This window comes from Paenibacillus sp. 01T443, from assembly GCF_056398325.1.
Genome location: NZ_JBFTPE010000005.1, coordinates 427,993 through 449,880, shown reverse-complemented (window position 1 = coordinate 449,880; position 21,888 = coordinate 427,993). Strand labels below are relative to the sequence as shown.

The 21,888-nt window shown below is 51.1% G+C and carries 15 protein-coding genes; 13 read left to right on the top strand and 2 right to left on the bottom strand.

Annotation, left to right across the window (positions count from 1 at the left end):
- The first annotated feature begins 110 nt into the window (after positions 1–110).
- From AC1DLI_RS09630 to AC1DLI_RS09595, 8 genes are all read left to right on the top strand, one after another.
- The gene (locus AC1DLI_RS09630; protein ID WP_477601875.1) at positions 111–2,354 is read left to right on the top strand and encodes a (Fe-S)-binding protein; all 2,244 of its coding nucleotides are present in this window, start codon (positions 111–113) and stop codon (positions 2,352–2,354) included.
- A 96-nt stretch (positions 2,355–2,450) separates the two neighbouring features.
- Positions 2,451–4,892 carry a 3-hydroxyacyl-CoA dehydrogenase/enoyl-CoA hydratase family protein gene (locus AC1DLI_RS09625; RefSeq protein WP_477601873.1) on the top strand — a complete coding sequence of 814 codons (2,442 nt, stop codon included), beginning with the start codon at positions 2,451–2,453 and terminating at the stop codon, positions 4,890–4,892.
- A gap of 31 nt (positions 4,893–4,923) precedes the next feature.
- On the top strand, positions 4,924–6,138 hold the full coding sequence (locus AC1DLI_RS09620) for an acetyl-CoA C-acyltransferase (RefSeq protein WP_477601871.1): 1,215 nt from the start codon (positions 4,924–4,926) through the stop codon (positions 6,136–6,138).
- Positions 6,139–6,227: 89 nt separating this feature from the next.
- The gene (locus AC1DLI_RS09615) at positions 6,228–8,018 is read left to right on the top strand and encodes an acyl-CoA dehydrogenase family protein (RefSeq protein ID WP_477601869.1); all 1,791 of its coding nucleotides are present in this window, start codon (positions 6,228–6,230) and stop codon (positions 8,016–8,018) included.
- A 15-nt stretch (positions 8,019–8,033) separates the two neighbouring features.
- Complete coding sequence (locus AC1DLI_RS09610; RefSeq protein WP_477601867.1) at positions 8,034–9,824, top strand: long-chain-fatty-acid--CoA ligase; 1,791 nt, start codon at positions 8,034–8,036, stop codon at positions 9,822–9,824.
- A gap of 5 nt (positions 9,825–9,829) precedes the next feature.
- Entirely contained in the window at positions 9,830–10,258 is a 429-nt protein-coding gene (locus AC1DLI_RS09605; protein WP_477602361.1) for a PaaI family thioesterase, read from the top strand.
- Positions 10,259–10,402: 144 nt separating this feature from the next.
- Complete coding sequence (locus AC1DLI_RS09600; protein WP_477601865.1) at positions 10,403–10,624, top strand: hypothetical protein; 222 nt, start codon at positions 10,403–10,405, stop codon at positions 10,622–10,624.
- A 181-nt stretch (positions 10,625–10,805) separates the two neighbouring features.
- On the top strand, positions 10,806–10,994 hold the full coding sequence (locus tag AC1DLI_RS09595; RefSeq protein WP_054026245.1) for a hypothetical protein: 189 nt from the start codon (positions 10,806–10,808) through the stop codon (positions 10,992–10,994).
- 66 nt (positions 10,995–11,060) lie between these two features.
- Here AC1DLI_RS09595 and AC1DLI_RS09590 read toward each other — a convergent pair whose 3' ends face one another.
- Entirely contained in the window at positions 11,061–11,543 is a 483-nt protein-coding gene (locus AC1DLI_RS09590; RefSeq protein ID WP_477601860.1) for a hypothetical protein, read from the bottom strand.
- A 967-nt stretch (positions 11,544–12,510) separates the two neighbouring features.
- On the opposite strand from AC1DLI_RS09590, the gene map reads away from it, so the two are divergent.
- Positions 12,511–13,263 carry a type I methionyl aminopeptidase gene (map, locus tag AC1DLI_RS09585; protein ID WP_477601858.1) on the top strand — a complete coding sequence of 251 codons (753 nt, stop codon included), beginning with the start codon at positions 12,511–12,513 and terminating at the stop codon, positions 13,261–13,263.
- A gap of 93 nt (positions 13,264–13,356) precedes the next feature.
- Here map and AC1DLI_RS09580 read toward each other — a convergent pair whose 3' ends face one another.
- The gene (locus tag AC1DLI_RS09580; RefSeq protein ID WP_477601856.1) at positions 13,357–15,600 is read right to left on the bottom strand and encodes an AraC family transcriptional regulator; all 2,244 of its coding nucleotides are present in this window, start codon (positions 15,598–15,600) and stop codon (positions 13,357–13,359) included.
- A gap of 345 nt (positions 15,601–15,945) precedes the next feature.
- Here AC1DLI_RS09580 and AC1DLI_RS09575 point away from each other — a divergent pair, with 345 nt between their 5' ends.
- The 4 genes from AC1DLI_RS09575 to AC1DLI_RS09560 all read left to right on the top strand — a co-directional run bounded on the left by AC1DLI_RS09575 (position 15,946) and on the right by AC1DLI_RS09560 (position 21,850).
- Positions 15,946–17,961, top strand: a complete 2,016-nt coding sequence (locus tag AC1DLI_RS09575; protein WP_477601854.1) for a beta-galactosidase — start codon at positions 15,946–15,948, stop codon at positions 17,959–17,961.
- 354 nt (positions 17,962–18,315) lie between these two features.
- Entirely contained in the window at positions 18,316–19,239 is a 924-nt protein-coding gene (locus AC1DLI_RS09570; protein WP_308997325.1) for an ABC transporter permease, read from the top strand.
- Between the two features lie 48 nt (positions 19,240–19,287).
- Entirely contained in the window at positions 19,288–20,181 is an 894-nt protein-coding gene (locus AC1DLI_RS09565) for a carbohydrate ABC transporter permease (RefSeq protein WP_477601851.1), read from the top strand.
- A gap of 64 nt (positions 20,182–20,245) precedes the next feature.
- Entirely contained in the window at positions 20,246–21,850 is a 1,605-nt protein-coding gene (locus AC1DLI_RS09560) for an extracellular solute-binding protein (protein WP_477602359.1), read from the top strand.
- Positions 21,851–21,888: the final 38 nt, after the last annotated feature.

Below are 21,888 nucleotides of genomic sequence, written 5' to 3'. Positions count from 1 at the left end.
ATATACATGGAATCACCGCGGCTATTTTTGGAAGCGCTTTAATGCTTGTCCGACTGCTTTGCGCACAGCTGCTCTGATTAAGGAGCGGGCATTTAAGGGGGGCGGGGCGTATGCCATCGTTATTGGCAGCTGGATCTGTCGGTCAATGGTTATTTTGGGGAAGATGGGCATTGTTTGCGGCCGTTGTGCTGATTGCCGTTTCAATGTTCGCGATGGTCGTGCAGAGGCGCATTTTGTATATGAGGCTTGGGGTGCCTGCTGTTTTTGCGCGTTATCAACGTAAGCTTAAAAGCAAATCCAGCTTCAGCGCTCAAGTGCTCGGTCATCGCAAGCTGCTGAACGATGTGAGAAGCGGTATTATGCATTTGGTTTATTTTTACGGCTTTATTGTGCTTCAGTTTGGTGCAGCGGATTTGATTTGGAAGGGGCTGAATGACGGCGCTCCGCTGCCGCTGCCCTATTATAGCTGGTTTTCATTGACGCAGGAAATGACTGTTACGCTCGTCTTTGCAGCTGTGCTGTACGGTGCTTTTCGCCGTTATGGGGAGAGGCTGCCGCGGCTTAAGCGCGGGTGGAAGCCGTCACTTGTCATGTGGTTTATCGGCTCGCTGATGCTCACGATTTTATTTTCTTTGGCTTTCGAGCGGCTGGCTGCGGCAAAAGCGGATCCTGCCGTTCATCTGGTTGAAGCAGGCTACGCACCGGTAAGCGTTTTGCTGGTCCAGCTGCTTCAAAGCGCTGGCATACGACCGGAAAGCGCGGCGGCGCATGCCGGCTTTGAATTATTTTGGTGGCTGCATCTCTTGGTGCTGCTGAGCTTTCTGGTGTACGTGCCGCAGTCGAAGCATTTTCATTTGTTGACGGCCCCGGTCAATCTTTGGTTTAGGCGCAGCACGCCCCCAGGACGGCTTACGCCGCTTAATCTGGAGGATGAGGAGGCAGAAACCTTCGGCGCAGGGAAGGTGGAGCATTTCACGCAAAAGCAGATGCTCGATTTGTATGCCTGCGTCGAATGCGGCCGTTGTACGAATGTCTGCCCGGCTGCAAGCACCGGCAAGCTGCTCTCACCGATGCATCTCATCGTGAAGCTGAGGGATCATTTAACGGAAAAAGGCGCAGCGATCACATCCAAGTCGCCTTGGCTTCCTGCCAGTCTGTGGCAATCCAAAGCAAATGGGCCTAACGCCCATGTAATGGGAGGGGTGATTCCAGCCTGGGAGGCTTCATCTGATGGGATAACCAACATTGAGCCGACGATGGCTGCGCAAGCAGGAGCATGGAGTATTAAGGAAGGTGTTAAGCCGGAGGAGGTGGAGCTTATTGGCGAGGTATTGACGGAGGAGGAGCTATGGGCGTGCACGACCTGCCGCAACTGCGAGGAGCAATGCCCGGTCGGCAACGAGCATGTCGATAAAATCATCGATATGCGCCGCTACCTTGTCCTGATGGAGGGCAGGCTTCCGTCAGATGGACAGCGCGCACTGCAGAACATTGAGCGTCAGAGCAACCCGTGGGGCCTGCCGCGCGCTGAACGAGCGGCTTGGATTAGCGAATGCGAGAGCCGCACAGGCATTCGGGTTTCCACGATGCAGGAGCTGAGACAGCAGGGCAAAAAGGCTGACGTGCTGCTATGGGCAGGCTCGATGGGGGCATACGATATGCGCAGCAGGCGTGTGCTGTACGATGTGGTGCGGCTGCTGAATCATGCGGGCGTAAGCTTTGCAACGCTTGGCCTGGAGGAAAAAAGCTCCGGCGATACCGCAAGGCGGATTGGCAATGAATTGCTTTTCCAAGAGCTGTGCCGCGAAAATATCGAGACCATCAACAAATATGAGATTGCTCATATCGTGACGGCGTGCCCGCATACCTATAACACGCTCAAAAATGAATATCCTGACTTTGGCCTGCGCCAAGACATCCTCGTCGAGCATCATACCGAGCTGCTGGCGCGTCTGCTGGCGGACGGCTCCTTGAAGCCGCTGCATACGATTGATGAGCGGGTAACCGTACATGATTCCTGCTATTTAGGCCGCTACAACGATACCTATGAAGCGCCGCGCAGTCTGCTGCGAGCCATTCCGGGCGTAACGATCGAAGAGATGGAGCGTTCGCGCTCCAACGGAATGTGCTGCGGCGCGGGCGGCGGACTGATGTGGATGGAGGAGCATTCGGGCACCCGCGTCAACCATGCAAGAACCGCGCAGGCATTAGAGGTAAAGCCGTCTGTCATCAGCTCGGCCTGCCCGTACTGCCTAACGATGTTAGAGGACGGCTTGAAAGCCTTATCCGCAGAGGAGAAGGTTATTGCACGTGATGTGGCGGAGCTGCTGGCCGAGAGCGTATTTGGCGAGTAACGGGGAAAACGGGGAACGTGACGGGAAATGAGCGTTTGCCGCAGAGAACGGTCTAAGCCGTTTAGCATGTGGATGACTCAAAAAAGGAGGCTGTATATGGCGATACAATCGTCGCAAAAAAATGCAAGCGGCATACGCAAAGCCGCAGTGATCGGCTCCGGCGTAATGGGTGCGGGTATTGCGGCTCACCTGGCCAATGCGGGCATGCGCGTCGTGCTGCTGGACGTTGTTCCGCAAAAACTGACAGCGGAGGAGGAACGGCAAGGTTTGACGCTGGCGGATGCAAAGGTGCGAAATAGGCTTGCTGCCGCCGCGGTAGCCCGAATGAGCAAAGCATCGCCGGCACAGCTCTACGATCCGAGCTGGACGTCGCGAATTACGCCAGGTAACTTAGATGATCATTTTGCTGCGATTAGCGAGGCGGACTGGATTGTTGAAGCCGTGGTCGAGCGGCTGGACATTAAACGGGAGGTGTTGGCCAAAATCGAAGCTGCCCGCAGCCCGGGAACCATCGTGTCGACAAACACGTCGGGCTTATCCGCAGCTTCGATGGTTGAAGGGCGGAGCGAGGAGTTTCGGCAGCATTTTGGAGTGACGCATTTTTTTAACCCGCCCCGCTATATGAAGCTTGTTGAAATTGTAGGCACGAAGGATACGTCGCCCGAGGTCGTGAGGCTCTTAACGGAGATTTGCGAGAAACGGCTGGGCAAAGGCGTCGTGCTGGCGAAGGACACGCCGAACTTCATCGCAAACCGAATCGGCACCTATGGCATGCTGATCACGCTTGAAGATACGCTGGCATTCGGGCTGACGGTGGAGGAGGCGGATGCCTTGACCGGCCCGGCGATGGGCAGGCCAAAGACGGCGACGCTGCGCATGCTTGATCTGGTTGGCCTGGATACGCTGCTGCATGTTGTGGAAAATGTGCGCGAGCGGAGCAGCGATCCTGCGGAGCAGGCGATATTTGCAAGGCCGCCGCTGCTCGAGCAGCTCGCTGCGTCGGGACGGCTCGGCGAGAAAACGGGGGCTGGGTTTTACCGGAAGGTGAAGGGAAAAGGAGGCAGCGAAATCGAGTCGCTCCGGCTCGATACGCTCGAATACGGGCCAAAGCGTCCAGTGAGCTCTCCCGTCATCGACGCTTCAAAGGCTGCCAAAGGTGCTGCCGGCAAGGTGAATGCGCTGCTGCGCACCGATCCTCGTGACCGTTACGCGAAATTCGCTTGGTCAACGATCAAAAAAACCTTGCTTTACGCAGCCGCTCAGGTAGGGGTAATCGCGGATTCCATCTCGGATATCGACCGCGCGATGCGCTGGGGCTTTAACTGGGAGCTGGGTCCATTTGAGCTGTGGGATGCGATTGGGCTGCGCGATTCGGTGCAGCGCATGCAGAAGGAGGGAGATACGATACCGGCATGGGTATCGGCCTTACTTGCCGCGGGTAACGAAAGCTTCTATAAGTCGCAGGGCAATGAACGGGTCTACGCAGCGAGCGGAGCCTATAAGCTGGAAGAAGCAGAGGCGGATTCGATCTCGATTGCGGCGTTAAAGGCTTCTGGGAAAACCGTGTTCTCCACTCCAGGAGCGAGTCTGATCGATATCGGCGACGATGTGGCGCTGCTCGAATTTCATTCGCAGAACAATGCCATCGGAGGCGATATTTTATCCGCCATTACGCAAAGCGCGAAGGAGGTATCGCAAAATTGGCGCGGGCTGGTGCTCGCAAACGAAGGACGAAACTTTTGCGTCGGCGCGAATTTAATGCTGCTGCTTATGGAGGCGCAGAGCGGCGAATGGGATGAGGTTGAAGATATCATCCGCTTCTTCCAAAGCAGCATGCTGCAGCTGAAGCGGCTTGACCGGCCCGTCGTGGCGGCACCGCATCGCATGACGCTTGGCGGCGGCGTGGAGGCCTGCTTGCCTGCGGATCAAATTATTTATTCGCCGGAAACTTATTTTGGACTCGTGGAAACGGGGGTTGGCCTGATTCCTGCGGGCGGAGGCTGCAAGGAAGCTGCTGCAATGGCGGCCGAGCGGGCCTTAGCCGCCAGCAGCGGCAAGCCGGGCGGAGACCTGCAGCCGCATTTAAATTTGTTGTTTGAGACGATAGCGCTGGCCAAAGCATCCTCCAGCGGCTTCGAGGTCAGCCGATTAGGGCTTATGAGGCCTCAGGACCGCGTCATTATGCGTCAGGAGGCGCGCATCGCCGAAGCGAAGCGGGCAGTGCTTGAGCTGGACCGCGCGGGTTATGCGCCGCAGGCGGAGGGGCGCATTCGCGTCGCTGGCCGAGAAGGCAAAGCGGTGCTGAAGGTCGCGGTGCAGGCCATGCAGCTAGGCGGCCATATTAGCGAGCATGACGCGCTTATTGCCGGTAAGCTCGGTGCCGTGCTTGCCGGCGGCGATATTCAGGCAGGCGCGGAGGTAAGCGAGCAATATTTACTCGATTTGGAATGCGAAGCGTTCCTCAGCCTGTGCGGCGAACGCAAAACGCAGGAGCGCATGAGCCATATGCTTGCAACAGGCAAGCCGCTGCGTAACTAAACGCTATTATTATCCGAAGGAGGAGAGCGAAATGTCAGCTTCATCACCGTTTGAGAGTCACGATCGCGATGCCGTTATCGTTGCTGCGGTGAGGACGGCGGTCGGCAAAGCATCGAAGGGCAGCTTGGCCGAGACGAGGGCGGAGGATCTGGGGCGGGCTGTTCTGCAAGGCGCGCTTGAACGCGTGCCGGGCTTAGCGCCAGAGCTCGTTGAGGATGTGATTATCGGCTGCGCGATGCCCGAAGGCGAACAGGGACTCAACATGGCCCGGACCATTTCACTTTACGCGGGGCTGCCGGTGACGACGCCGGCCGTTACGATTAACCGCTTTTGCGCATCGGGGCTGCAAGCGATCGCTTACGCTGCGGAGCGCATCCGGCTTGGGGATGCGGAAATTATCGCCGCCGGCGGAGTAGAGAGCATGAGTCATGTGCCGATGACCGGATTCAAGCTGTCGCCGCATCCCGCTATTGTAGACGCACGGCCAGAAGTATATATGGGCATGGGGCATACCGCCGAGGAGGTGGCCCGCCGCTATGGCGTATCGCGCGGGGAGCAGGATGCGTTCGCGGCGTCCAGTCACCGCAAGGCGGCAGCGGCGATTGAGGCAGGGCGTTTCAAAGCGGAGATCGTACCGATCACGGCAAGCCGTTCCGGTGTAAACGATGCGGGACGCCCCTGGTCGAAGGTGTTTCAATTTGATACGGATGAGGGAGTGCGGCCGGAGACGACCGTTCAAACCTTGGCGCCGCTTAAGCCTTCCTTTGCACGCGAAGGGACGGTCACGGCAGGCAATACCTCGCAAATGAGCGATGGCGCAGCGGCTGTAATCGTAATGAGCCGAGCGCGGGCTGAGGAGCTGGGGCTGCGTCCGCTTGCTGCATTTCGCAGCTTTTGCGTTGCAGGTGTCGCTCCCGAGGTCATGGGCATCGGTCCGATTGAAGCAGTCCCTAAGGCGCTGCGGAAAGCGGGTATCACGATAGAACAGGTAGATTTGTTTGAACTGAATGAAGCTTTCGCCGCCCAGTGCGTGCCCATTATTAGAGAGCTTGGCATCGATCCCGAACGGGTCAATGTGAACGGCGGAGCCATTGCGCTAGGGCATCCGCTTGGCTGCACGGGAACCAAGCTGACGGTGTCGCTTATTCATGAGCTGGGAAGACGAGGAGGCGGAATCGGCGTTGTCACGATGTGCGTAGGCGGAGGAATGGGAGCAGCTGGAGTAATTGAGGTATACGGCAGCTAGTCTATGAGGATAGCTGCACGGCATTAATGGTTTATGACGGATAAAGTTAATGTTCCTAATAATCGTTTGACTGAAGGGAGACCTGCGGCATGACGGAAACGATACGTTTTGGCGGTCGGTTTGTCGTGGAGGATAGTGCGCCGGAATCGGTCGTGACGCCTGAGGATTTTACGGAAGAGCAGCGGATGATGGGAGAAGCGGCTCAGCAGTTCATGGATGCGGAAATTACGCCGCGCGATGCGGAGCTGGAAGCGCTGAACTACGATTTGACGGTAGAGCTGATGCGCAAGGCTGGTGAGCTTGGCCTGCTTGGAGCCGATGTGCCCGAGGCTTACGGCGGTCTTGGGCTGGATAAGGTAAGTACGACGCTGCTCGCGGAAACCTTGGCCCGCGCCTCGTCGTTTGCGCTATCGGTTGGCGCACATACAGGCATCGGGACGCTGCCTATCGTATTTTTCGGTACACCCGCGCAAAAGCAGGCCTACCTGCCTGCGCTTGCTACCGGGGAGCGGATTGCCGCATACTGCTTAACCGAGCCAGCCTCCGGCTCCGATGCTTTAGGGGCGAAGACCACAGCCAGATTGTCGCCGAACGGGAAGCATTATGTACTTAACGGCTCGAAATTGTATATTACAAACGCCGGTTTTGCGGATGTGTTTATCGTATACGCAAAGGTAGACGGAGAATATTTTACTGCTTTTATCGTCGAGAAGGGGATGCCGGGGTTCAGTATCGGACCGGAGGAGCATAAGATGGGCATCAAGGGTTCTTCAACACGCCCTTTGTTTTTTGAAGATGTAGCGGTGCCGGTTGAAAACGTGCTTGGGGAGGTTGGGAAAGGGCATCAGATTGCCTTTAATATTTTGAACATTGGCCGCTTCAAGCTTGGTGCTGCCTGCCTCGGTTCATCCAAGGAGACGATTGAGCTCGCTTCGTCCTACGCGAACACGCGAAAACAGTTTGGGCGGGCGATTTCCTCGTATCCGCTCATTGGCGCCAAGCTTGCCGATATGAACATTCGCACGTACGTGCTGGAGAGCATGGTATATCGGACTGCCGGCTGGATCGATGCGATGCTGCGGTCAACGGAAGCCGCAGACGGAACAGCCGGAGATGGCGTGACAATGGCGAAGGCGATTGGAGAGTATGCCATAGAATGCTCGATTATTAAGGTTTTTGCATCCGAGGCCTTGGATTTTGTGGCGGATGAAGGGGTGCAGATTCACGGCGGCTACGGCTACATCCGCGATTATAAAGTGGAGAGAATATATCGGGATTCGCGGATTAACCGGATTTTTGAAGGAACGAATGAAATTAACCGGATGCTCATTCCGGGCACGCTGATGAAAAAAGCGCTAAAAGGAGAGCTGCCGCTGCTGCGCAAGGTGCGCTCGCTGCAAGCGGAGCTGGTGCAGCCGATGCCGATTCCGCCGCTCGAAAAGCCGCTAAGCAAGGAAGCGTTCCGCGTTGCGCAAGCGAAGAAAACCTTTCTTGCCATCGGCGGGCTTGCAGTTCAGAAGCTGGGATTACGGCTCGAACAGGAGCAGGAGGTGCTGTGCTCGCTTGCCGATCTCATGATTAATATTTTTGCAATGGAAAGCGCGCTGCTGCGCTCACAAAAAATATGCAAGGCCAGCGGCGGCGTCAACTCGGATAAGACGGAAAATGTGATTGCGATGACTACGGTGTTCGTGCAGGAGACGATGGAGCGGGTCGATTCGCTGGCGAAGCTTGCGCTCACCGCACTGGAGCAGGGAGACGGGCTGCAAATGCAGCTCTCCATTCTGAAGAAGCTGATGCGCGCTCCGCTTTCGGATACGGTTGCTTTGAAGCGGTCCATTGCCGCTCGTGTCATTCGCAATGAGCATTATGTCGTGTGAAGGGGGAGAGCATGAATGGAACCGCTCAGACCGGAAGACCCGTCTTTACAAGGGCAGCCCTCCGGCGAAGCCGAAGAGCTCGCACGCCCATGGCTTCGTCATTATCCGAAGGAGGTTTCTCCTTCGCAGAGCTATCCCGATCAGAGCATCGTCCAATTCCTAATCAACGCCGCCTTGAATCATCCGAACCATCCTGCCGTACATTTTCTTGGAAAAATAGTAACCTACCGCGAGCTGTATGAATCTGCCATACGCCTGGCCTCCGGTCTCCTTTCCCTTGGCATCTCCAAAGGAGACCGCGTGGCAATCATGCTGCCGAATTGTCCCCAGACCGTCATCGCTTATTACGGCGTGCTGCTTGCAGGCGGTGTTGTGGTACAGACGAACCCGCTGTACGTGGAGCGTGAGCTGGAGCTTCAGCTTACGGATAGCGGAGCCGTCGCGATCATAACCGTTGACCTGCTTTATCCGCGCCTAGCACGGGTACGGGGCGAACGGCCGGAGACAGGTCCTCTGCCGCAGCTGCGCCATGCAATCGTCACGTCGATTAAGGATGGACTTCCGTTTCCGAAGAGTCTGCTTTATCCGCTTAAGCAGCGAAAAGAAGGCTTCCGCGCAGAGATTCCTTACGGAAGCATTGGTGTTATCGCCTATAAAAAACTGCTGGCAGGGAAGAGCTTGGCTGACCGGCTGCCCGAGCCTGCTAAGGGGGCTGACCTTGCAGCGCTTCAATATACCGGGGGCACGACCGGGACGCCTAAAGGCGTCATGCTGACTCATCGCAATCTGGTTGCCAATACGATGCAAACCTCGGCTTGGTGCTATAAGGCGGAGGATGCGAAGGAGCGGTTTCTTGCGGCGCTGCCTCTGTTTCATGTGTTTGGATTAACGGTATTAATGAATATGTCGGTGCTCCGGTCAGGCACGCTTATTTTATTGCCGCGGTTCGAGGTTGAAACGGTGCTGCAGACGATCAGCCAGCAGAAGCCTACCATTTTTCCAGGGGCGCCTACGATGTATGTGGCACTTATCCATCATAAGCTGGCTGCCAAAACAGATCTCTCCTCTATTAATGTGTGCATAAGCGGATCGGCCGCTTTGCCGCTCGAGGTACAGGAGAAGTTCGAGGCTTTAACGGGAGGCCGGCTCATCGAAGGCTACGGCTTGTCGGAGGCATCGCCGGTCACGCATGCCAATCCGATATGGGGGAAGCGCAAAATCGGTACAATCGGTGTACCTTTTCCCGATACGGAAGCAGCAGTGATCGACCCGGAAACAGGAGCGCGATTGCCTGTTGGCGAGCTTGGAGAGCTTATCGTGCGCGGTCCGCAGGTCATGAAAGGCTACTGGAACAAACAGGCAGAAACCGATCAAGTGCTGCGTGATGGCTGGCTGTATACAGGCGATCTTGCGACGATGGATGAGGACGGATATTTTACGATCATGGATCGGATTAAGGATGTCATTATCGCTGGAGGGTTTAATATTTATCCACGAGAGGTGGAAGAGGTGCTGTTCGAGCATCCTGCCGTTAGAGAAGCGGCTGTCATCGGTGTGAAGGATGAATATAGGGGGGAATCGGTAAAAGCGTTTATCGTATTCAAGGAAGGCTGGCAGGTATCGCGAAGCCAGCTTGACCGTTGGTGCCGAGAACGATTAGCAGCTTACAAGGTGCCGCATCACTATTCCTTTAGGGAAACGCTTCCAAAAACGATTATTGGCAAAGTGCTTCGTCGCAAGCTTCAGGAGGAGGAAGCGGCTGCGGCGGCGGAGCAGAAGCAGGCCAAGGAGGATAAGGGAGAGTGAACGGCATGGATGAGGATTGGTTTGTGCAGCAGGCTGATCAGGCTGGTCACCTGACAAGGCTTGCCGAGCGTGCGCAAGCAACGTTTTGGGGCGTGCTCGGCTGCGAGGTGGTGCAGGCAAATGCAAGCAAAGCGACGATTTGCCTCGATGCTTCGGAGCGGCACAGTAATTTGCTCGGCATCGTTCACGGCGGCGTGCTGATGTCGCTTCTCGATAATGCAATGGGACTCGTTGTGATGCTGGCCGTACCGGATGAGCGTGCGGTAACCGCGAATCTTAATACGCAGTTTCTCGCCAGCAGCAAGGGAGGCGTACTGCTTTGCGAGGCGGAGCTGGTGCATCGCACAGATCGAACACTGACGCTGGAGGCGAGGGTCAAGGATGACAGCGGCAGGCTGCTGGGTATCGGAACCGGCGCATACCGCATTATTTAGGCAGACTCATGCTCAAGTTGCTTGCCTGCTTCTGATTCGTTATAATGATAATACCTAATATATGGAAAGTTTATTGCTTTTCGAAAGGATTAATAATTAACGGTTTTATACCGATAAATGTAGTAAGGGAAAGGAGGCGAGGACATGGTTCAAGGCTGGGTGACGAATTTGGTGTTAGGGTTCGGTATAGTGGTCGCGATCATTGGCGTCATTGCATATTTAAGAATGTTTCGTAAAGACAGGCTCTCTGGAGCTTCTCACCAACCAGACGATGTCTCGCCTCCAAACGTATTTATTGCAGCAAAACCAATGGATGGCGGGCACAATAAGGATGTTAAATCCGAACAAGCACCGCCGCGAGATTAATAAATGTTAACTTTCCTATTCGAAATCAAAATGTTATAATAGTAAGAAAAATGTGAAGATTGTGACTCATTGGCCATGGAGTTGCCTGCACCAAATGGGGGTTCTTGCGGAGTAATAACCGCATGCGGTCTCGTATAATGCTGTTTAGGACGACCATCCAACGTAAAGGGGAGGAGATTTCATGGCGAAACACAGCCAGAATGAAGTCAAGGAAAGCCTGAAGGAACTCACGAGAATTTTTCAACCCAAGGACCCACGTAAATTTGTTAAAGAGTATATTCGTAAGTACCGGATTACCGGGGGCTACGAGGATGAATTGACGACATTGGTGGAAAATGAGTTAGGCAGAATCAACTCCTCGGTCAGTTAGCAGAATATGTAGAATACGACTTTGTAAACTGTCATACGGCAGGATGCAAAGTCTTTTTGTTTTTCACTAAGCACGAGCACAATCACCAAGCACAAGCACAAGCACAAGCACAAGCACAAGCACAAGCACAAGCACAAGCACAAGCACAAGCACAAGCACAAGCACAAGCACAAGCACAAGCACAAGCACCAAGCACAAGCACCAAACACAAGCACCAAACACAAGCACAATCACCAAGCACAAGCACCAAGCACCAAGCACCAAGCACCAAGCACCAAGCACAAGCACAAGCACCAAGCACCATGCACCAAGCACAAGCACCAAGCACCAAGCACCAAGCACAAGCACAAGCACCAAGCACCATGCACCAAGCACAAGCACCAAGCACCAAGCACCAAGCACAAGCACCAAGCACCAAGCACCAAGCACAAGCACCAAGCACCAAGCACAAGCACAACCACCGAGCACCAAGTACAAGCACCAAGCACCAATCTCCAAGCACCAAGCACCAAGCACCAGCACCAAGCACCAGCACCGAGTACCAAGCACCAATCACAAGCACCAACCACCGAGCACAAGCACCAAGCACCAAGCACCAGCACCAAGTACAATTACCAATCACCAATCACCAATCACCAATCACCAATCACTAATCACTAATCACTAATCACCAACCAACCAACCAACCAACCAATCGCATACCTAAAACACATTCCATCAGTTATCTTGTAAATTAGCAGGTTACAGGCCATCTTCCTGCGATCAATTAATCAATTAAATTATTAGTCCTCACCTCGAACGAAAGGTCAGAGGCTACAATGTAGTTTTTACAATGTAATGCTGCTTAAAGATGAGTTTACTCAGCTACAGTGTAGTTTCTGCAATGATAATCCGCAGCATCGACGATATAATGGCAATCGTCTGCTAAATTGCTTAATGGGATTGTATTTTCTACACTGTAGCTCTGATCCATGCCGATAATTCTTAATTACGTTGCAGTTTCTGCAACGTAGCGTGTCGCATTAGGCAGTAATAAAGATAAAATAGCAAGTGTGTCACATCAGGCAGTAATAAGATAAAATAGCAAGTGTGTCGCATCAGGTGGTAATAACGATAAAATAGCAAGCGTGTAGCATCAGGCAGTAATAAAGATAAAATAGCAAAGGGCCAAGTGGTGAAATCAGCCTCGGTGACCCTATACAGCTCTCTAGTTTTGTTACTAATTCTTGTCCACATGTACGTTATCCCTCGGTTTTATCAGATAAACCCCTTAGAAGGGTACCTCACGCTATTACGCATCATTCCTGCTGCTTCCTCTCAGTCATTTATCTATAAATTCGCCATATCTGATCGGAATGTGTCTCCTTTTTCGCGAATAAGTTATACATAGACAAATCTACTCGTTAGTGTAGCTATATTTTTGTTGGCGAAGTGGATTTTGCTTCCGCAAAACCTAAGTCAATGCTTTCGAAGTGGATTTTTGCTACCGCAAAACCTTAAGGAGGTTAGTACACACATGGCAGTGGATTTGAAATCGAAGGAACATATTCGAGGAATTCGCAAGGCTGGCCGTATTGTCGCTGCCTGTCACAAAGCGCTTTCGAAGCGAATAGCGCCAGGCGTCACCACGCAGGAAATTGATCGTTTTGTAGAACGGTTTATGCTTGACCGAGGGGCCACTCCTGCCCAGAAGGGTTATAAGGGTTATCCGTTTGCTACGTGTGCCTCCGTGAATGAGGTGGTTTGTCACGGATTTCCGGATTCGGAGCCGCTGGAAACCGGCGATATCGTCACCATTGATATGGTTGCGGATGTGGATGGGTGGAAAGCCGATTCAGCATGGACTTACGCAATTGGCAGGACGAATACGGCTACGGAAAAGCTGCTGCTGGCGGCAGAGCAATCCATGCTCGACGGCATTAAGCAAGCTGTGCTTGGCAATCGGCTAGGCGACATCGGCTATGCTGTGCAAGCGAGAGCGGAGAGGGCAGGCTTCGAGGTCGTGACGGCATTCGTTGGTCATGGCATTGGCAGAAGCATGCATGAATTTCCTGAGGTCATACACCACGGCATACCGGGTCAAGGGATCGCCCTTGAAGAAGGCATGGTCATAACGATTGAGCCCATTATTACGGCAGGCAGAGCAGATGTCTACATTGCCCAAGACGGGTGGACCGCACGTACCCGGGACGGAGCTTGGGCTGCTCAATTCGAACATACGGTGGCCATAACGAAAGATGGTCCGATTATTTTAACCCGTTGGGACTGAGCGGGGCATTTTTTATACCTAACATAACAAAAAGCCGAGCATTTGCAGAGTGATTCTGCTGCTGTTCGGCTTTTATTTGTTAACGAAAAAGGTTTAGCTAATTTTCATTTTGCGATAGTCGGTGGGCGTGACGCCAAAGCTTTTTTTGAACATGCGATGGAAGTAAGAGCTGCTCGTATATCCGCTTTTCACGGCGATATCTACGATAGAGCAATCGGTGCTCTCCAAATATTCCTTGGCTCTTTCCAGGCGAACGTTGTTAATGACATCAACGATGGCGGCTAACGTTTGCTGCTTGTAAACACGGCTCAAGTAAATAGAGGACATGTCTAGTTCATCAGCAATCCAGTTGAGGCTGAGGTTTGGATTCGCATATTCCTTGTGAATTAGTTCATTGATTTTGCGGATCAAATCGCCCTGCTTCGTGGAGCGTTTCATCGACAGCTTCGTTTGAATGTCATCGAACAATGAGAAGAAAACCTCATTCAGCTCCTGAATGGTTTCAAAATGGTCCGGCGACGGAATATGGATGCTTAGGCTTGCTTCAACGTCCAAGCTGTTGTTTTTCTGAATGGTGAACAGAATGTTGTTCACCGTCATCGTCAAATGCGAAATCGCGAGCTGGACGACATGAATCGGATAAAGCGCGGTTTCCTGAACGATTTCCGCGAACAGCTTTTTCGCTTCCTCGGTTTTCGAGGTCATTAACGCATCGGTTAATTTCCGCTCTTTGTCGACCGGGAAAATATACTCCTTCGATTTCAAGCAAATGATATCCTGTGCGTCAATGAGGGAGCCGAGCCCGTAAAATAAACGATGCTGTGAGGCTTCCTTCACCAGCTTATAAAGGTTGGACAGCTGCTGGGCTTGGAAGCCTTCCGGACTGTAGGTAACGGAAAGTCCGATTTTTAAATAATCCATGGAGGACTGCTGAATTTGTTCAAGCATGGAACGCAGCAGCTCATCATCGGGTTCCTCGGCATCATCGAGACGGTTAAGCAGCATGATCACATAATCGGCGTCCATATCGACGGTTTCTACGCGGTAGTTTTTTAATCCGATCTCCCAGGCAATGTTCATGACGGCGAACTTGTACACATGCAGATCATCGCCGCGGGTTTGCTTCAAGGCGGCAAGCTGGTCTATTTTCAGCATGACGACCCGGTAACGTGAATTGAAATCAAAGGTAATCCCGCTTTGCGACAGCTTCTGCTGCTGAGAGCTCGTCTGCAGCGATTGCGAGCCTTGGATAAGGCTGCGCAGCATATTTTGCCTAATCGTATAGGAGCTGTTACGCTTCTCGGTCTCGAGAATGTTCATTTTGTTCATAATTTGATGAATAGGGCGATAGAGCATACGAGACAGCAGCCATGAAATAAACAAACCAATGACGAGAATAACAACAGCGATTAGGATCGTCGTATTGCGGATAGAGTAGATGGCATTGGTTACTTGTTTATACGGTGTAACGCGCACATATTGCCATTCCAGCGAATCGGGCGAGGTATACGAAATAAGCGATTTCTTTCCCTCAAAGTTCGTCACGGCATAACCGGAGTCCTGGTTTTTAATTTGTTCATTGAAGAAGGCGGCGTCCTCATCGTTTAATTTTTTGGACACAAGGGTATCACCAGATAGCAGGCGGTCTTGATTATCCAAAATATACGATTTTCCTTCGTTATCATTTTTGTTAGCGCCAATGTCCTTGTTAATCCATGCGGACGAAATATTGATAATGACGGCGGAATTGATTTTCTGTGCTTTACCGATGGCATCATAACCTAAATAGGTATAGGCCTTCGTAACCTGTTCACCGGCTAAACTAACCGTGGTGTAGGTTCTTGGAATAGGAGTGAACGGACGATATTCCTGAAAGTTGTCGAGAATATCAAGAATTCCTTGGTCCGCGAGATCCTCTTTATTGAATGTACCGCTTTCTCCTTGACGGCTGGCCGTGTAGAACTGGCCATTCGCCGAATTGTACACATAGATGGATTCAATAAAAGGCATGGAACTTAAATAATTGTCCAATTCGTTCATTGCTGCCGTGACATCATAAATATTAGGCTCATTATAGAACATGAGCTTGGAGACGGTGAAGGTTCGATAGATTTGGAAGGAGACGGACTGCGCGCTCTCAGTCATGCTGATAACTTCTTTGCTGGTTTGGGTGAGATTGCTGACATCGGATTGGTAAGCTTTCTTCAAATCGATTTGCATATAAGTGAAAAAGTAAAACAAGGAGGATACTAGTAAGGTAAGTACAATGCACAAGGTGATTGTGAACAGCAGCTTACTGTATAATTTTCCGTTGTTTTTCAATTGTACGGCTGGCATGCTCGTTCCCCCTCTATTATGTATGAAGCTTATATAAGCATATGATTCACTGACCTAAGCGAAAGCGTTTCCCATTATCATTTGCGATTAAGCCTAGGACTCGCGCAATTAGTTTGAATATTTCACTCGGTTACCCGTTAATACATTCATCATTATAATCTTCACTTGACTCTGGGTGCAATGAACCAAATAAAAGAAGGTGAATGAACCTGATTTTATAAAAGTGAACAATCCGTACAGGAGTGAACATATTGGCGAAACGCCCTATTTTAGATGACAAAGCGCCGTTTCATCCGTTAGAATGTCACGGAATTCCATGATAATAGCGGAAGGGGCCTTCTAGAAATGATTAATTCAAAGCTGCAACAGATTTGGTATGGAGGAGACTATAATCCGGATCAATGGCCGGAGGAAATATGGCATGAGGATATGCGTTTATTTAAGGAAGCGGGAATCAATGTGGTCACGCTTCCTGTTTTTAGCTGGGCCAAGCTGCAGCCTTCAGAGGATGTTTTTCAATTTGAATGGCTTGATAAGCTCCTGGATCTAATATCCGAAAATGGGATTTACGCGTGTCTAGCCACATCGACAGCGGCCCAGCCGGCATGGATGTCGCGCAAATATGACGATGTGCTGCCGGTTGATGTAGACGGAAGGAAGCGGACGCATGGGGCGCGCACAAACTTTTGCCCAAACAGCAAGACGTACCGCCGGCTGTCAAGCCAGCTTGCGCGTACATTAGCTGAACGGTATAAAGACCATCCAGCGCTGCTCATCTGGCATATTAACAATGAATACGGTACGCATTGCTACTGCAATCATTGCGCGGAGGAGTTCCGCGGGTGGCTGAAGGTGAAATATGAGACGATCGACAGGCTGAACGCCGAATGGAATATGAGCTTCTGGGGCCATACCGTCTATGAATGGGAAGAAATCGTACCGCCATCCAACCTGAACGGCGACAATCGCAACTTTCAGCCGATGGCTATCGATTATAAGAGGTTTATGTCCGATTCGATTCTCGGCTGTTATCAAGGAGAATACGAGGAGCTGAAGGCGGTTACGCCGGATATTCCGATTACGACGAACATTTGGGGCCTATTTAATGGCCTAGATCTGAAAAAATGGGGAGAAGCGATGGATGTCGTCTCCTGGGACAGCTATCCGCAAATGAATGAACCGATGGCCAACGTGGCTATGCGCCACGACTATATGCGCGGCTTGAAGGACGGCAAGCCGTTCATGCTGATGGAGCAGACGCCGAGCCAGCAGAACTGGCAGCCCTATAACAGCTTAAAGCGCCCCGGTGTCATGCGTCTTTGGAGCTATCAAGCGGTTGCGCATGGCGCGGATACGGTCATGTTCTTCCAGCTTCGCCGTTCCTTCGGGGCATGCGAGAAATATCACGGCGCCGTGATCGAGCATGTCGGGCATGAGGATACACGCGTATTCCGGGAATGTGCGGCGCTTGGACGAGAGCTCGGTGAGCTTGGCGATCGTTTGCTGGATTCGGAGGTTCATGCCGAAGTCGCTCTTTTATTTGATATCGATACATGGAATGCGGTAGAGATTACGAGCGGGCCCAGCGTGGATCTAAACTATTTGGATCAGGCGCAAAAGTATTACAAAGCCTTTTACGACCAGAATGTGGCTGTGGATGTACGCAGTCCGCTCAGCGATTTCTCCAAATACAAAATACTCGTCGCTCCTGTGCTGTATATGTTGAAGCCAGGCGTGGCCGAGCGGATTGAAGCGTTTGTGCGCGATGGCGGGATCTTTATAACGACCTTCTTCAGCGGCATCGTAAACGAGAATGACTTGGTTACGCTCGGCGGCTATCCGGGCAAGCTTCGCAGCCTTCTTGGCTTATGGGTCGAGGAAATCGACAGCCTGCTGCCTGAAATGCGCAACAGCATCGAGATTGGCGGGGCTTATGGTCATATACAAGGCTCGTACGAATGCGGCTTGTTATGCGACCTTCTTCATTTGGAGGGAGCAAGAGTGATCGGTACATATGGTACAGATTTCTATGCGGGCATGCCGGCGCTGACGGTGAATGATTTTGGCATGGGAGAGGCTTATTACGTGGCAACGGCTCCCGAGCAAAAGCTGCTTGGCGACCTGATCCGGACCCTCTGCGAAAAACACCAGATTGCTGCACCGTTTACGGCGGATGCGGGCATTGAACTCGCTCAGCGCGTCAAGGATGATCAAATCTATACGTTTGTTTTGAATCATAACAGCCATCAAGCGACTATCTCCCTCGAAAATACGGTCTATCATGATCTATTAACGAACCGTCAGGTGAGCGCGACAGTGGAAATCGAGCCCCACGGCGTCATGATTCTACAAAAAGTGTAAGGCCTTACCCAGAAAACCGCGGCTTCGTTAGTCTCGAATACCTATTCGAGCAAACGGGTTTGCGGTTTTTTTCTGAATATATAAGTTTTCGAGGCTTATCGGTGTTCTTATATTTCACCGTGAAACGAGCTTTTGCCGCCAAAAAGGACTGCGACAGCCGTTAACGCTAGTGCGTTATCCCTATGAAATGGCCTGTTTATCCATAAAAGTTTAAATCGTTCACTGTTCATTTCGCTATTTCGTTCACTGACTTTGCATTCTTACTCTTTCGCTGAAAATGCCGGGGTCGTACAGTGAGAGCAGACCAGACAACACTAAAAAGAAACGAACGCTGTGAGAGGAGACATCATCTGCATGTTGAAAAAAAATGGACTGCTTAAGGAACTCGTGACGAACCGCCTGCTCTTCCTTATGTTGCTGCCGGCGCTTATCTTCTTCCTTATTAACTCGTATGTACCTATGGTGGGCGTCTACTACGCCTTTACCCGATTCGACTTCAACACGAGCTTGTTCAACAGTCAATTTGTCGGGCTCGACAATTTTAAGTTTTTATGGAAATCGGGGGTTCTCGCTAGACTCACCTTAAATACGGTCGGCTACAACGTCGTATTCATTCTATTAGGAAACGTACTCGCGATTGCACTGGCGATTCTGCTAAGCGAGCTGCGCTTGCAGTGGTTCAAGAAGCTGACGCAATCGATCATGTTTCTTCCATACTTTGTTTCCTTCGTCATTCTGAGCGTTATCGTATATAACGTGTTCAACTTCGAAAGCGGATTCCTGAACTCGACGCTTAAGTCATTCGGATACGAATCGGTTGACGTATACAATACGCCTTGGGTTTGGATCTTCCTTATTATCATCTTCTACCTGTGGAAAAATATCGGGTACAGCATGGTTATCTACCTGGCATCGATTACGGGAATCAGCGAAGAGTATTATGAGGCAGCCAAAATTGACGGCGCGAACATTTTCCAGCGGATCTGGTACATTACGGTTCCGATGCTGAAGACGACATTCGTCATGCTCCTGCTGTTCGCACTAGGCAGCATCATGAAAGGCCAGTTCGACTTGTTCTACCAGCTGATCGGCAACAACGGTGTGCTCTACAATACGACGGATATTCTCGATACGTATGTGTACCGCTCCCTGAAAGTAACGTTCGATATCGGGATGTCGACGGCGGCAGGCCTTTATCAATCGCTGTTCGGTTTCGTGCTTATCATGACCGTTAACTACATCATCAAGAAAATCAACGACGAGTACGCATTGTTCTAAACGATATGAAGCATACGCTACCAGCCCAGCTTACTGTAGGAGGTTCCCATGAAAATCAAAGACGACAATTATATGAAGTGGTTTAGGCTCATTGCTTTCGTAGTCATACTAGTATCGACCGTTGCCTGCTTGTTTCCGTTCCTGCTCATCATTTCTGCTTCCTTTACGCAAAATGAGGCGATCATACGGGATGGCTACCATCTAATCCCGACGGTATTCTCTTTCGAGGGATATGAGACGGTGTTCCGCTTTCCAAAGCAGGTATTAACGGCTTACGGCGTAACGACGCTGACAACCGTTATCGGCACGACGCTTGGTCTGTTTCTCATGACGATGGCGGGTTACGTGCTGCAGCGCAAGGATTTTAAATACCGTAACTTCTTCTCCTTCATGATTTATTTCACAACTTTGTTTGGCGGCGGTCTTGTGCCTTGGTACATCCTGATGACCAAGTACTTGAAGCTGACTGACAAGCTTGAGGTGTTGATTTTGCCGGGCCTTATGACGCCCTTCCTCATTATATTGATGAAAAACTTCATTCGCTCGGCTGTGCCGGATGAGGTTATCGAATCCGCAAAAATCGACGGAGCAAACGACTTCACGATCTACAGCCGGATTGTGCTTCAGCTCTCGATGCCGGGTATCGCAACAGTAGGCTTGTTCCTGGCGCTGCATTATTGGAATGATTGGTTTACTTCCTCGTTGTTCATCAACGATACGACCAAGTACCAGCTGCAGTATTACTTGTACAACGTCATTAATGCTATGAGCTTTATCGCACAAATGGGCTCGGGCACCGGCGTTTCCTTGGGCTCCGACATGCCGACCGAATCAACGAAGATGGCAATGTCCATTATCGTTACGGGACCGATTCTGTTCCTATACCCATTCGTACAGCGTTATTTTGTAAAAGGATTGACGATTGGCGCGGTTAAAGGTTAGAACTAGACAAGGGATTTATAATTCCACGTGTAGCTAACATAGATAAGTACTTATTAAAGGGAGGATTCACATGACTAAGAAAGCAGCAAAAGCGGTCTCCATGTTTCTATCGATCATCGTTCTTATCACGGTATTAGCAGCTTGCGGATCGAACAACAATGGAAATAGCGGCAATGCTACAAATGCTCCAAAAGAGACAGAGGGCACAACGAACGAAGGCACGACAAACGAAGGCGCGGAAAAACCAGCTATTGATACTTCAAAAAAAGTGGAATTGCAATTTTACATGCTGGGTGATGCTCCGAAAGACATCGCTTCTATACAAGAACAAGTGAACAAAATGGCTTTGGAAGATTTGAATGCCACAGTTAAATTCAACTATACTTCTTGGACGGATTGGGATCAAAAGTATAAGCTTCTTCTTGGTTCAGGCCAACAAGTTGACTTGATCTTCACAGCTGAATGGACGCAATACCAATCCTATGCAAAGAAAGGCGCTTTCCAAGCGCTTGACGAAATTCTTCCTGTAGCGGCACCTACGCTTAATTCTTTTGTGCCAAAAGATATGTGGGAAGCTGTAAAAATCGACGGTAAAATTTTCACTGTACCCGCTACTTATAAAGAGTACGTAACAGACGGCTTTGTATGGCGCGAAGATCTTCGCGAGAAATACAATCTGCCTACACCGGTTGATATCGCAACGTTCGAGCAATATTTGGACGGCATCAAGAAAAACGAGCCAACTGTAACACCGCTTTCGATGAACTCTGATGTGAAAACAAACCTGATGGACCGTTTCAAAGGCATTGCACGCGCTCCAATCGGCGCTCTTCCTTACGGTATCGGCGTGAACTACGCAACACCTGGCGAAGTATACAGCTACTGGGGTTCCGATGAGCAAAAACAAGATCTGACTGTATTGAAGCGTTGGCAGGACAACGGCTACATGGTGAAAAACGTTCTAGCCGTTAAAGATACTTTGCAAGATCAAATGACAAGCGGTAAAGCTGCTGCTATTCTTGGCGACAACCCGACTCGTTTCAACGATATGGTTATCAAAATTCAATCGACTCACCCGGACTGGAAGCTTGGCTACCACCCGTTCCCGGAAACAAACGGAATCGCAACACCGGTTCACCCGATTCACAACGGTTTCGCTATTCCAGCTAGCAGCAAAAACGCAGAGCGCGCTCTTGCGTTCTACGAGAAGCTTGTTACGGATAAACGTTACAACCTGCTTACGCAATACGGCGTAGAAGGCAAAAACTATGAAGTGAAAGACGGCTACTACTCCATGATCGGCGATTCGAATACCAACGGCTTCCCTCGCGAGGGCATGAACGGTTGGGCTTGGAGAAACCCTGAGTACATGCTGTTCGATAAAAACTATGACGGTGTAAAAGCAATCTTCGAAAAGCTTGATAAAATTCAAGTGCCTGATAAATTCACAGGCTTTGCTGAAGACTACACTGCTTACCAAGCAGAGAGAGCAGCGCTTGAGCAAGTGGAGAAGCAGTACCTGTTCCCGCTTAATGCTGGTCTTGTGAAAAACGTGGATGACGGTGTGAACACGTTTATGGAAAAAGCGAAGCAAGCGGGTCTTGAGAAAATCCAAGCTGAATATACAAAACAATGGCTTGCTTATGTAGAGGCGCAAGGAATTAAATAATCGTTTTAAGCTGGCTGTCTCAGAGGTAGAGTTACTAC